7 protein-coding genes are annotated in these 13,933 nt (G+C 58.3%); 5 read left to right on the plus strand and 2 right to left on the minus strand.

Annotation, left to right across the window (positions count from 1 at the left end):
• Positions 1-35 precede the first annotated feature (35 nt).
• Genes D781_RS14685 through rcsB form a run of 3 tightly spaced genes read left to right on the plus strand, consistent with a single transcriptional unit; the run spans position 36 to position 4,568 of the window.
• Entirely contained in the window at positions 36-1,190 is a 1,155-nt protein-coding gene (locus tag D781_RS14685) for an MFS transporter (protein WP_015673121.1), read from the plus strand.
• 20 nt (positions 1,191-1,210) lie between these two features.
• Positions 1,211-3,925, plus strand: coding sequence for a phosphotransferase RcsD (gene rcsD / locus D781_RS14690; RefSeq protein ID WP_015673122.1), 2,715 nt, complete (start codon positions 1,211-1,213; stop codon positions 3,923-3,925).
• Positions 3,918-4,568, plus strand: a complete 651-nt coding sequence (rcsB, locus tag D781_RS14695; RefSeq protein ID WP_015673123.1) for a response regulator transcription factor RcsB — start codon at positions 3,918-3,920, stop codon at positions 4,566-4,568. Before rcsD ends, rcsB begins: the two co-directional genes overlap by 8 nt.
• A 61-nt stretch (positions 4,569-4,629) precedes the next feature.
• On the opposite strand, the gene rcsC is transcribed toward rcsB, so the two are convergent.
• Positions 4,630-7,509, minus strand: a complete 2,880-nt coding sequence (rcsC, locus tag D781_RS14700) for a two-component system sensor histidine kinase RcsC (protein WP_041411836.1) — start codon at positions 7,507-7,509, stop codon at positions 4,630-4,632.
• 156 nt (positions 7,510-7,665) lie between these two features.
• Complete coding sequence (gene gyrA / locus D781_RS14705) at positions 7,666-10,287, minus strand: DNA topoisomerase (ATP-hydrolyzing) subunit A (protein ID WP_015673125.1); 2,622 nt, start codon at positions 10,285-10,287, stop codon at positions 7,666-7,668.
• 191 nt (positions 10,288-10,478) lie between these two features.
• Here gyrA and ubiG point away from each other — a divergent pair, with 191 nt between their 5' ends.
• Positions 10,479-11,204, plus strand: a complete 726-nt coding sequence (gene ubiG / locus D781_RS14710; RefSeq protein ID WP_015673126.1) for a bifunctional 2-polyprenyl-6-hydroxyphenol methylase/3-demethylubiquinol 3-O-methyltransferase UbiG — start codon at positions 10,479-10,481, stop codon at positions 11,202-11,204.
• Between the two features lie 434 nt (positions 11,205-11,638).
• Entirely contained in the window at positions 11,639-13,927 is a 2,289-nt protein-coding gene (gene nrdA, locus D781_RS14715; RefSeq protein ID WP_015673127.1) for a class 1a ribonucleoside-diphosphate reductase subunit alpha, read from the plus strand.
• Positions 13,928-13,933 lie beyond the last annotated feature (6 nt).

Here is a 13,933-nt window from a genome sequence, read left to right on the forward strand (position 1 = left end):
AGCCACCCGCTTTCTAACAGATCCTTGATGCCCACATGACATCCACTTTGTGCACCGAACAGCAGCAGCCCGGCGTTCCCGAACAGATAGCCACCCGCATCGCCTTTTTTGTCTCCGGCCTCGGCATGGCGGCCTGGGCGCCGCTGGTGCCTTTCGCCAAACTCCGTCTGAACCTGGACGATGGCTCACTGGGCTTGCTGCTGCTGTGCATCGGCGCCGGCTCGCTGCTGGCGATGCCGCTGACCGGGCTGCTGACCGGTAAACTCGGCTGCCGACGCGTGATCCTGCTGGCCGGGCTGGCGCTGTGCATCGATCTGCCGCTGCTGGTGCTGATGGATTCAACCCCGGGCATGGGGCTGGCGCTGCTGCTGTTCGGCGCCGCCATCGGTATGATTGACGTTGCGATGAATATCCAGGCGGTGATTGTCGAACGCGCCAGCGGCCGGGCGATGATGTCCGGCTTTCACGGTTTCTTCAGCGTCGGCGGGATCGCCGGTGCCGGCGGCGTCAGCCTGTTGCTGTGGCTGGGGCTGAGCCCGCTTGCCGCCGTACTGGCCACGGTGCTGACCATTGTGCTGCTGCTCGCGCTGGCGCAGAAAAACCTGCTGCGCGACAGCGATGCACAGGACGGCGGCCCGCTGTTCGTTCTGCCGCGCGGCTGGGTGATGTTTATCGGCGCGCTGTGCTTTATTATGTTTCTGGCAGAAGGCTCGATGCTGGACTGGAGCGCCCTGTTTCTGACGACGCTGCGCAGCGTCGACCACAGCCAGGCCGGCCTGGGCTATGCGCTGTTTTCCATCGCCATGACCATCGGCCGGCTGAACGGCGACCGGGTGGTCAACGCGCTGGGGCGCTATAAGATGCTGCTGCTCGGCAGCCTGTGCGCCGCCGTGGGGCTGGCGCTGGCCGTGGCCTGCGACAGCGCCGCGATCGCCCTGCTGGGCTTTATGCTGGTGGGGCTGGGCGCCTCCAACGTGGTGCCAATCCTCTTCAGCGCGGCGGGCAACCAGCATGATATGCCGGCCAATCTGGCGATCGCCTCGGTCACCACCCTCGGCTACGCCGGCATTCTGGCCGGGCCGGCGCTGATCGGCTTTATCGCCCAGGTCTCCAGCCTGACCGTGGCCTTCGGCTGCGTCACCGTGCTGCTGCTGGCGGTAACCGCCAGCGCCAAAGCCGTTACCCGTTAACTCAGGACGCTGCGTCGACTATGCAAAATCAACAACTGACCATCAGTTCCGGCAATATCATCCGCTGTTTTCTGGTGTTTATTGTGCTGCTGTTCGTCAGCCTCGGCCTGTATGGCTACAACTACACCAATGCCTACCTGAGCGATAAAAAATCGGCGCTGAATACCATCGTCAAAAGCCTGCAAAAGCGCGTGGATATCTACCGCTATGTCACCGAGCAGGTTTATGAGCGCTTCGGCAATACGCCGATGCCGCAGGAAGGGCCGGCGGTGATGGAAACGCGCCTGCGCCCGGACGTCTACTACGTTGATAAGCCGTATATAAAGACCGACGCGGTCATTTTTGGCAATCACGATGCCAACACGTTGGCGATGATGGCCAATATTTCCGACTATCTGGATAATCGCTGGGGCGCCAATACCGAGAACTACGCGATGTACTACCTGAACGGGCAGGATAACAGCCTGAGCCTGGTGACCACCCAATCGCTGAAGGATCTGACGTCACGCTTCCGGGATAGCTACCTGACCAATTCGGCCGAGGATCGCCGCACCGAAATGCTGCAGCAGGCCAATATGCTGGACGAGCGTGAAAGCTTCTCCACCCTGCGCAAACAGCGTTTCCAGAATGCCTATTCGTTCTCCATCCGCACCACCTTTAACCAGCCGGGCCATCTGGCCACGGTGATCGCCTTCGACCTGCCGATCAACGACATCATTCCGTTCAATATGGCGCGCGCCAACTTCGAGCTGCAGCCGATCGACGACAGCGCCGATCTGGCGGGCAGCGAAGACGACAATGCGGCCAGCGCGCCCAGCGGCCCGCAGGCGACGCTGTCAGGCAGTTGGGTCGAATTCAGCGCCAGCCTGCCCAACGCGCCGCTGAATATGGTGTACCGCGTGTCGGTACTCAGCCTGGCCATCGACCTGCTGCGCAACAACATGTGGCTGCTGGTGACCAACCTGGTGCTATTCATGCTGTCGCTGATTGCCATCTATTTTATCCGTCACCAGTATATTCAGCCGAGCGAATCGCTGGCCGACGAGCTGGACGCCGAGCGCGCGCTGAATCAGGAAATTATCGCCAGCCTGCCATCGGGGCTGCTGGTGTATGACTTTGCCAGCAGTACGGTGATCGCCAGCAACAAGATTGCCGAGCACCTGCTGCCGCACCTCAGCCTGCAGAAAATCGCCCATATGGCGCAGCAGCACCACGGCGTGATCCAGGCGACGGTCAACAATGAGGTGTATGAGATACGCATCTTCCGCAGCCAGCTGACGCCGGAAACCTACCTGTTCCTGCTCAACGACCAGGATAAAGAGGTGATGGTCAACAAACGCCTGCAGCAGGCGCAGCGCGAATACGATAAAAACGTACAGGCGCGCAAGCTGATGCTGCACAACCTCGGCATTGAGCTGAACCAGCCGATGCAGCAGATCCACGACATGGCCGACCGGCTGCGCACCCAGGCGGATCCGCAGCAGCAACAGCAGCTGGTGGAGCAGCTGTTTGACGAGTCGTCGTCGGTGCTGGCGCTGATTGACAATATCACCCTGCTCACCCGGCTGGAAACGCAGGACTGGCAGCCGGCCAGCCAGCCGTTCAGCCCGGCCGCGCTGGTGGACGAGCTGCTCAAAGAGGTACTGCCGGCGCTTAACCGTAAGGGCCTGGCACTGTTCAACCACTATCAGCTCGACGTCAACCAAACCTATATCGGCGATGCCAACGCGCTGCGTAAGGCGCTGTCGCTGCTGATCCGCTACGCCATTATCACCACCTCCTACGGCAAGATCTCCGTCGTCGTCAACCACGAGCCGGAGCGTCCGGAGCAGCTGGTGTTCCATATCAATGACACCGGGGCGGGCATCTCCAACGAAGAGATCAGCAACCTGAATTACCCGTTCCTCAGCCAGACGCTGGTGGATCGTTTCGACCACGGCTCCGGCCTGACGTTTTTCCTGTGCAACCAGCTGTGTAAAAAGCTTAACGGCCAGTTGGATATCCGCAGCAAGGTCGATATCGGCACCCGTTACACTATCCGCGTGCCGATGACGCTGGAGCGGCAGGATGAGGAAGAGCAGGAGAAACTGCTGGACGGCGTCACCGCCCTGCTGGAGGTGACGTCCGACGAAATCCGCGGCATCGTCACCCGCCTGCTGCAGGCCTACGGCGCCGACTGCATTATCGCCGACGAGCGGAAAGTCAACCGCGACTACGACGTACTGCTGACCGACAACCCGCAGCGGGCCGACGACTACACCCTGCTGCTCAGCAGCGATGAAAACGGCTGGCAGCAGTTGAACAAGCGCTATATCCGCGTTAACTACAACCTCGGCAGCGCAATGATCGACGCTATCCTGCTGCTGATCGAACAGCAGATGGCGGCGCTGGACCAGCCTGAAACCGTGCGGGAAATTGGCGCAGATGACATCCAACTGTATGAAAAACAGTTGAAATCAAGCGATTACTATGGCTTGTTTATCGACACAGTACCCGATGACGTCAAAAAACTGTATACTGAGGCGGGCAGCAGTGATTTTGAGGCGCTGTCCCAAACCGCTCACCGCCTGAAGGGGGTGTTTGCCATGTTAAACTTGCTTCCCGGCAAGCAACTGTGTGAATCGCTAGAACAGCACATCGCTGACGGTGATGCGCTTAAGATCGAGAACAACATCAGTCAGATTGATTTTTTCGTCAGTAGACTGCTGCAGCAAGGTAACCAACTACATGAATAACCTGAACGTAATTATTGCTGATGACCATCCTATCGTACTGTTTGGCATCCGGAAGTCACTCGAGCAAATTGAATGGGTGAATGTCGTTGGGGAATTTGAAGACTCAACAGCGCTGATCAACAGTCTGTCCAAACTGGACGCCAACGTACTGATCACCGACCTGTCCATGCCCGGCGACAAATACGGCGATGGCATTACGCTGATTAAATACATCAAGCGCCATTATCCGCAGCTGTCGATCATCGTGCTGACCATGAACAACAACCCGGCCATCCTCAGCGCAGTGCTGGATTTGGACATCGAAGGCATCGTACTGAAACAGGGCGCGCCGACCGACCTGCCGAAAGCCCTGGCGGCGCTGCAGAAAGGCAAGAAGTTTACGCCGGAAAGCGTGGCGAAACTGCTGGAGAAGATCAGCGCCAGCGGCTACGGCGACAAACGTCTGTCGCCGAAAGAGAGCGAAGTGCTGCGCCTGTTCGCCGAAGGTTTCCTGGTCACCGAAATCGCCAAGAAGCTGAACCGCAGTATCAAAACCATCAGCAGCCAGAAGAAATCGGCCATGATGAAGCTGGGCGTCGACAACGACATCGCCCTGCTCAACTATCTCTCTTCCGTCAGTATGACGCAGTTGGATAAAGACTAAGCCATCCTGAAACGGAAACGGGGCCTGAATGGCCCCGTTTTTTTATCCCTGCCGTCCTGTCCTACTCCGCGTCTTCCCGCGCCGTATCCTGATTCTGCTTGCGCACGATGGCGGAATAAATCGCCAGCGTCTCCGCCAGCGTTTCCAGCGTTACCGGCTTGGACAGACAGTTATCCATGCCGGCCTCGATACAGCGCTGCTTCTCTTCCGCCAGCGCATTGGCCGTCACGCCAATCACCGGCGAGGTGAAGTTCAGTTCGCGCAGCCGCTGGGTCAGGCGGTAGCCGTCCATATTCGGCATATTCACGTCGGTCAGCACGATGTCCACGCACTCATGGTTCAGCACTCCCAGCGCATCAACGCCGTCATTGGCGGTGACCACCCGATACCCCAGCGACGTCAGCTGGTCGGACAGCAACCGGCGGTTAATCGGATGGTCGTCAACCACCAGCAGGCGGATATCGCCATTGTCGACGCCGCTGGTTTTACTCGGCGACGGCAGCGGCATCAGCGTTTTGGCATTGCCTGCCTCAAGGCCAAACAGCCGGTTGAGCAGGCCGATAGTCTCACGCGGCGTCGAGGTGCTGTGTCGCCAATAGCCCGGATGCAGCTCCTGTGACGGACCGATATGCTCAATCGAGAAATAAATTTGCGCCAGCAGCGGCGTATTGAGCTGCAGATCGTAATCGCTGAGCAGCACATCGGCAGACGTGGTGGCCTGACCTTCATAGCGCACGACCGTCGCGCCACGCGCATCCAGCAGCGCCAGCAGATACTGCTCCAGCCGCTGGTTGCGTACATCCAGCCACAGCGTTCTGCCCTGCCAGGCGTCACTCGGCTGCGGCGCCGGATATTGCGCGTTAAGCAGCGGCAGGCGGACAGAGAACATGCTGCCCAGCCCCGGCTCGGACTCTACGGCGATATCGCCGTCCATCATGTTGATCAGCTTCTCACAGATCGCCAGCCCCAACCCGGTGCCCTGGAAGTGACGCTGGACACCGGTCCCCACCTGGAAGAACGGGTCAAACAGCCGGGTTACCTCTTTCTCCGGGATCCCCACGCCGGTATCGCGCACGCTGAAGGTCAGGTAATTGTCCTGCGCGCAGACCTGCAAAATAATACAGCCGGTATCGGTAAACTTGATGGCGTTATTCAACAGGTTCGACAGCACCTGCTGCAGCCGCACCGGGTCGCCGGAAATACGCTCCGGCACGCTCGGCTCAATAAAACAGTACAGTCCCAGACGCTTTTTCACCACCAGCGGCAGATAGTTACCGGCAATATGGGTAATCACCTCCAGGCAGGAAAACTCGCGCGGCTCAATCTTCAGCTGTTCGGACTCGATTTTCGAGAAGTCCAGAATATCGCTGATGATTTTCAGCAGCAGGCTGGATGAGTTGTTCATCGCGTTGACCAGCCGGTCGACGCCTTCCGGCAGCGCCTTGGTCTGCAGCAGGTCAAGGTTGCCAATAATGCCGTACAGCGGCGTACGCAGCTCGTGGCTGACCGTCGCCAGGAACATGGACTTCGACTGGCTGGCCTGCTCCGCCGCCGCCGCCATCTCCTGCAGCGACTCCTCCATCTTCACACGCGCGCTGACGTCCACCAGCACGCAGATCGCCACGTCCTCGTTGCGATAGCGGGAGTGCACGAAGCTGATCTGCAGATTGTTGTTGTCGCTGGTCATCACATCGACAAAATTCACCTGCTGTTCGCAGATAATGCGCGTAATGCGGTCGCGATCCTCATGCGTCAGCATGTTGATATAGTTGTGCGCCAGTTCGTTACTGAGGATATTGGTGCCGTCGCTGATGCGCAGGATACAGATGCCCACCGGCGCCGACGCGACAATCTTGCGGTTAAACTGCTCATGCTCCTCCAGCCGGAAGGCATTCTCCTCCGCCGGCAGGAACATTTTGCGTTCAAACAGCCAGGCCAGGGTGAACAGCACGATGGCCGACAGCAGGTTCAGCAGCACCGCGTTGAGAATCAGCATCTTAAAGCGTTCAACCACGCTCTTGACCGGCAGCGAATAGACGATGCTGAGTGACGACGGCGGCAGCGCTTTTTTCATGATCAAATCATGATAGCTGTCCACGTAGCCAAAATAGGCGTGCTCTTCGGGGTAGCTGCTCAGCGCCGATGCGTAGCGCTCGCCGTCGGTCAGCCGCAGTACCGGCCGATCGTTTTCATCCAGCAGGGTGACGCCGACCGGCAGCGTGCCCGGCGTGACGAAGTCCTCCAGCCGGATGGTCTGCTCAATGCCCAGCAAGGCTTCCAGCTTATTGCCGATATAAATCGGCGCCAGCACGTACAGATACCCCACGTCCGGCCGCTGCTGGCTGGGGCTTATCCAATAAAGGTTGCTGTCTTTATCCTGATTCTTAGCGTTGCGGTAGGTCAGAATGCGCTCATGTAGCGATTTCAGGGTATTTTCCCGGTCCGCCACGTCATTGCCCTTGCCGAACTCCGCCATGCACAGGCTGTCGCCGCCGATAAAGAACACCCGGTTCAGGTCGTAGGCCGCAACAAAGTTCTCTTTCCAATACTGGATCAGGCTGCTGAGTGAGTCGAGGGAGCTGCGGTAGTTGGTGTTCAGCGAGCAGTTTGACTCCGGGTACAGCGGGAAAAACTCCGGCGGCGCGCTTTTGCCCGGGAAAATGCCGCCCAGAATATCCAGACTGCTGACCGAACCGTTCAGCCGGTTTTCCGCCATATATTTGATATCGCGAATGATATCCGCCGAATGGTGGATATAGCCCTGTGCCTGGTCGAAGTTCAGGTTATATTCCTGCCGCAGTTCGGACTCTTTATCGTGCAGGATATTCAGAATATAGAACGTGCTCAGCAGCGCGCCCAACGCCCACAGCAACACGGCCAGCACCCGGAACATGTAGCGGGAAATTTTGAGCGTGGTACGGAAAGAGGCCAAGTATTTCAATCGGATACCATACAAAAGTGAGAGGGTAACGCACGCCTTGCGCGCGGGTTATCGCCGGGAAATCTGACACAATTAAACCATATATCTGAAAAAGGGCCTAGCATCGCTGCCAGGCCCTGTTTTCATCACTTTCGCCGACGGGGAATCCCCTGCGGATCAGGCGTTTTCGCCGTCGTCGCCGTCATCCAGCGGCGCTGCGTCTTCTTCCGGCACTTCGCCAGGTTCAAGACTGTCCAGCTCTTCATCTTCAACCGGCTCGGCTACGCGCTGCAGGCCGACGACATTTTCGTCTTCCGCAGTACGGATCAGCGTCACGCCCTGGGTATTACGGCCCACCACGCTGACCTCCGCGACGCGGGTACGCACCAGCGTGCCGGCATCGGTGATCATCATGATCTGGTCGGTGGTTTCCACCTGCACCGCACCGACAACCTGTCCGTTACGTTCGCTGACCTTGATGGAGATAACCCCCAGGGTCGCGCGCGACTTGGTCGGATACTCGGTGACCGCGGTGCGTTTGCCGTAACCGTTTTGCGTGACGGTCAGGATATCGCCTTCGCCGCGCGGCACAATCAGGGACACCACGCTGTCGCCTTCGCCCAGGTTGATGCCGCGTACGCCGGTGGCGGTACGGCCCATGGAGCGTACCTGAGATTCCGGGAAGCGCACCACTTTACCGTTGGCGGAGAACAGCATCACTTCGTTGCTGCCGTCGGTCAGATCGACGCCGATCAGCTCATCGCCTTCATTGAGGTTAACCGCAATGATGCCGGCGCTGCGCGGACGGCTGAACTCGGTCAGCGCCGTTTTCTTCACGGTGCCGCTGGCGGTCGCCATAAACACGTGACGCCCTTCTTCATACTCGCGCACCGGCAGAATCGCGGTGATACGCTCGTTGGCTTCCAGCGGCAACAGGTTGACGATTGGACGCCCGCGCGCACCACGGCTCGCTTCCGGCAGCTGGTAGACCTTCATCCAGTACAGACGGCCGCGGCTGGAGAAGCACAGAATGGTGTCATGGGTGTTGGCCACCAGCAGACGGTCGATAAAGTCTTCTTCTTTAATCCGCGCGGCGGACTTGCCCTTGCCGCCGCGGCGCTGGGCTTCATAGTCGCTCAGCGGCTGATACTTGACGTACCCCTGGTGCGACAGGGTGACCACGACGTCTTCCTGATTGATCAGGTCTTCGATATTGATATCGGAAGAGTTGGCGGTGATCTCCGTACGGCGTTCGTCGCCGAACTGATCGCGGATCGCCACCAGCTCTTCACGGATCACTTCCATCAGACGTTCCGGGCTTTCCAGAATAAAGATCAGCTCGGCGATGACGTTGAGCAGCTCTTTATATTCGTCCAGCAGTTTTTCGTGTTCCAGGCCGGTCAGCTTCTGCAGACGCAGGTCCAGGATCGCCTGAGCCTGCTGTTCGGTCAGGTAGTATTTACCGTCGCGGATGCCGAACTCCGGCTCCAGCCACTCAGGACGCGCGGCGTCGTCGCCGGCGCGCTCCAGCATGGAGGCCACGTTGCCCAGTTCCCAAGGCTTCGCCACCAGTCCGGCCTTCGCTTCCGCCGGCGTCGGCGCCTGACGGATCAGCTCGATAATCGGATCGATGTTGGCCAGTGCCACCGCCAGCGCTTCCAGGATATGGGCGCGCTCGCGCGCTTTGCGCAGCTCGAAAATGGTACGGCGGGTCACCACTTCACGGCGGTGACGCACAAAGGCTTCCAGAATGTCTTTCAGGTTCAGCAGCTTCGGCTGCCCCTGATGCAGCGCCACCATGTTGATGCCGAAGGTCACCTGCATCTGCGTCTGCGCGTAAAGGTGGTTCAGCACCACTTCCCCGACGGCGTCGCGGCGCACTTCGATCACGATGCGCATGCCTTCTTTATCAGACTCGTCGCGCAGCGCGCTGATGCCTTCCACGCGTTTGTCTTTCACCAGCTCGGCGATCTTTTCGATCAGCCGCGCCTTGTTCACCTGATACGGGATCTCATGAACGATAATGGTTTCGCGGCCGGTTTTGGCGTCCGCTTCCACTTCGGCGCGGGCGCGGATATACATCTTGCCGCGGCCGGTGCGGTAGGCTTCTTCAATGCCGCGGCGGCCGTTGATAATCGCCGCGGTCGGGAAGTCCGGCCCCGGGATATGTTCCATCAGCCCTTCGATGCTGATGTTTTCATCATCAATATAGGCCAGACAGCCGTTGATCACTTCAGACAGGTTGTGCGGCGGAATATTGGTCGCCATACCTACGGCGATACCGGAGGAGCCGTTGATCAGCAGGTTGGGGATCTTGGTCGGCATCACCGCCGGCATCTGCTCGCTGCCGTCATAGTTCGGCACGAAATCGACGGTTTCTTTTTCCAGATCCGCCAGCAGTTCGTGCGCGATTTTCGACATGCGCACTTCGGTATAACGCATCGCCGCGGCGGAGTCGCCGTCGACGGAACCGAAGTTGCCCTGACCGTCCACCAGCATATAGCGCAGTGAGAACGGCTGGGCCATACGCACTATCGTGTCGTAGACCGCGCTGTCACCGTGCGGGTGGTATTTACCGATCACGTCGCCGACGACACGGGCGGATTTTTTATAGGGTTTATTCCAGTCGTTACCCAGTACATTCATCGCGTACAGCACGCGGCGGTGCACCGGTTTTAACCCATCGCGAACATCCGGCAGCGCACGTCCGACAATAACGGACATCGCATAATCCAGATACGAGCTTTTCAGCTCTTCTTCGATGTTTACCGGTGTGATTTCTCTGGCAAGGTCGCTCATGGAGCTGCTATCCCTCATACTGAATGATTCATCTGCCCTGGCATAGTGCCAAAGGTGTAAAACTATATCACAAAGCGCGCTTTACGGGAAAAATATACCCGCCTTTGTCGGCAAAAATGCGCCGACGGCGACAGTGAGGCGGCAGAACATGTATAATCCGCCGCAAAGAGAACAAGGAGCCCAACACGCCCATGAATGCTGAATCATCCGGCCGCGCCGCCAACGTCGACCATCAGGAAATCGCCAAATTCGAAGCCGTCGCCTCACGCTGGTGGGATCTGGAAGGTGAATTCAAACCGTTGCACCGCATCAACCCGCTGCGCCTGAACTACATTATGCAGCGCGCCGACGGCATCTTTGACAAGCAAGTGCTCGACGTCGGCTGCGGCGGCGGCATTCTGGCCGAAAGCATGGCGCGTGAAGGCGCGCAGGTCACCGGCCTGGATATGGGCGCGGAACCGCTGCAGGTGGCGCGGCTGCACGCCCTGGAGAGCGGCGTCACCGTCAACTACATCCAGGAAACGGTGGAAAGCCATGCCGAAGCCCATCCGCAGCACTACGACGTCGTCACCTGTATGGAGATGCTGGAGCACGTGCCGGACCCGGCCTCGGTGGTGCGCGCCTGCGCGCAGCTGGTCAAACCGGGCGGCCACGTCTTCTTCTCCACCATTAACCGCAACACCAAAGCCTGGCTGATGGCGGTGGTCGGCGCCGAATATATTCTGAAGATGGTGCCGCAGGGCACGCACGACCATAAGAAGTTTATCCGCCCTTCCGAGCTTATCCGCTGGGTGGATAGCACGCCGCTGCGGGAAAAACACATGATCGGCCTGCATTACAACCCGATCACCGACCATTTCAAGCTGGGCCGCAACGTTGACGTGAACTATATGGTTCATACCCAGCACGCCGGCTGAGCGCCGTCATCCCGCGCCGGACGTGGTCTGATAACGTCCGGCGTGTCAAGCGCCGCGCCTGCAATGTTGCAGTTTTTCCGCTTTGGTACTGAAAACGCTATATAAACTGTTTTTAATCATATTAAGTTCGATCAATATGCCGTTTTTATCTAACGTTTAAGAAATCGGCAATCGATCAAATTTTTGTAAATCAGAGGAAAATCTTATCGCGCTTATTGACAATCCTTCGGGCCAGATACGGCGCGCACTGGCAACGCAACCTCACATTTCACCCCCAAGTTATCCACAAAATCGGGCCATTTTGTTCACTTGCAAACCCCCAACTTTCTCACTATCTTGTTACCCCATTAATAAACACCCCCTATATATAGTGTTTACATACTGAGCAGAGCGACTACACTTCTGCATTAGGGGAATCACACGGACAGGTAAAAATGAACCAAAGTCTACTTGTAACTAAACGCGATGGGCGTAAAGAGCGCATCAACCTCGACAAAATCCACCGGGTCATCGACTGGGCCGCGGAAGGTTTACACAACGTCTCGGTGTCTCAAGTAGAGTTGCGTTCACACATCCAGTTTTATGACGGCATCAAAACCGCCGATATCCATGAAACCATCATCAAGGCGGCCGCCGATCTGATCTCGCGCGACGCGCCGGATTACCAATACCTGGCCGCGCGCCTGGCGATCTTCCACCTGCGTAAAAAGGCTTACGGCCAGTTTGAGCCGCCGAAGCTGCACGAGCACGTGGTGCGCATGGTTGAAATGGGTAAATACGATAAGCATCTGCTGGAAGACTACAGCGTCGAAGAGTTCGAGCAGATGAACGACTTTATCGATCACTGGCGCGACATGAATTTCTCTTACGCGGCGGTGAAGCAGCTGGAAGGGAAATACCTGGTGCAGAACCGCGTCAGCGGCGAAATCTACGAGAGCGCGCAGTTCTTGTATATTTTGGTGGCCGCGTGCCTGTTCTCCAACTACCCGCGTGAAACCCGTCTGGACTACGTCAAACGCTTCTACGACGCGATTTCCACCTTCAAGATTTCTCTGCCTACGCCGATTATGTCCGGCGTGCGCACCCCTACCCGCCAGTTCAGCTCTTGCGTGCTGATCGAGTGCGGCGACAGCCTGGATTCCATCAACGCCACCTCCAGCGCCATTGTGAAATACGTTTCCCAACGCGCCGGCATCGGCATCAACGCCGGCCGCATCCGTGCGCTGGGCAGCCCGATCCGCGGCGGTGAAGCGTTCCATACCGGCTGTATCCCGTTCTACAAACACTTCCAGACCGCAGTGAAGTCCTGCTCTCAGGGCGGCGTACGCGGCGGTGCAGCGACGCTGTTCTACCCGATGTGGCACCTGGAAGTCGAAAGCCTGCTGGTGCTGAAGAACAACCGCGGCGTTGAAGGCAACCGCGTGCGTCATATGGACTACGGCGTACAGCTGAACCGCCTGATGTACCAGCGCCTGATCAAGGGCGGCGACATCACCCTGTTCAGCCCGTCCGACGTGCCGGGCCTGTACGATGCGTTCTTCGCCGATCAGGACGAGTTTGAACGCCTGTACACCAAATACGAGCAGGACAGCAGCATCCGTCAGAAACGCGTGAAAGCGGTTGAGCTGTTCTCGCTGATGATGCAGGAACGCGCCTCTACCGGCCGTATCTATATTCAGAACGTTGACCACTGCAACACCCACAGCCCGTTTGATCCGCAGATCGCACCGGTGCGTCAGTCCAACCTGTGCCTGGAAATCGCCCTGCCGACCAAGCCGCTGGAAGACGTCAACGACGAAAACGGCGAAATCGCGCTGTGTACGCTGTCCGCCTTCAACCTCGGCGCCATTGAGAACCTCGATGAGCTGGAAGAGCTGGCAACCCTGGCGGTGCGCGCGCTGGATGCGCTGCTGGACTACCAGGACTACCCAATCACCGCAGCCCACCGCGGCGCGATGGGTCGTCGCACCCTGGGTATCGGCGTAATCAACTTCGCCTACTACCTGGCGAAACACGGCGTGCGTTACTCCGACGGCAGCGCCAACAACCTGACGCACAAGACCTTTGAAGCCATCCAGTACTACCTGCTGAAAGCCTCCAACCGTCTGGCGCAGGAGCAAGGCGCCTGCCCGTGGTTCAACGAAACCACCTATGCGCAGGGCATTCTGCCGATCGACACCTACAAGAAAGATCTGGATGTCATCTGCCAGGAGCCGCTGCACTACGACTGGGAAACGCTGCGTAAAGAGATTCAGGAAACCGGCCTGCGCAACTCCACGCTGTCTGCGCTGATGCCGTCGGAAACCTCCTCGCAGATTTCCAACGCCACCAACGGCATTGAACCGCCGCGCGGCCATATCAGCATCAAAGCGTCGAAAGACGGCATTCTGCGCCAGGTGGTGCCGGAGTACGAGCGTCTGAAAGACGCCTACGAGCTGCTGTGGGACATGCCGAGCAACGACGGCTATCTGCAGCTGGTCGGCCTGATGCAGAAGTTTATCGACCAGTCGATTTCTGCCAACACCAACTACGACCCAACCCGCTTTACCGGCGGCAAGGTGCCGATGAAGCAGCTGCTCAAAGACCTGCTCACCACCTACAAGTTCGGTGTGAAGACGCTGTATTATCAAAACACCCGTGACGGTGCCGAAGACGTTCAGGAAGATATTCTGCCGGCCAAAGGCGGCGACAACGACTGCGAAAGCGGCGCCTGCAAGATTTAATTAACG

Source organism: Serratia sp. FGI94 (assembly GCF_000330865.1).
Classification (GTDB): Bacteria; Pseudomonadota; Gammaproteobacteria; order Enterobacterales; family Enterobacteriaceae; genus Serratia_B; species Serratia_B rubidaea.

What these genes read in the sequence shown, in the direction of transcription:
- D781_RS14685 (WP_015673121.1), top strand. Translation starts at nt 36, where the DNA reads ATGACATCCACTTTGTGCACCGAACAGCAGCAGCCCGGCGTTCCCGAA.
- rcsD (WP_015673122.1), top strand. Translation starts at nt 1,211, where the DNA reads ATGCAAAATCAACAACTGACCATCAGTTCCGGCAATATCATCCGCTGT.
- rcsB (WP_015673123.1), top strand. Translation starts at nt 3,918, where the DNA reads ATGAATAACCTGAACGTAATTATTGCTGATGACCATCCTATCGTACTG.
- gyrA (WP_015673125.1), bottom strand. Translation starts at nt 10,287, where the DNA reads ATGAGCGACCTTGCCAGAGAAATCACACCGGTAAACATCGAAGAAGAG.
- ubiG (WP_015673126.1), top strand. Translation starts at nt 10,479, where the DNA reads ATGAATGCTGAATCATCCGGCCGCGCCGCCAACGTCGACCATCAGGAA.
- nrdA (WP_015673127.1), top strand. Translation starts at nt 11,639, where the DNA reads ATGAACCAAAGTCTACTTGTAACTAAACGCGATGGGCGTAAAGAGCGC.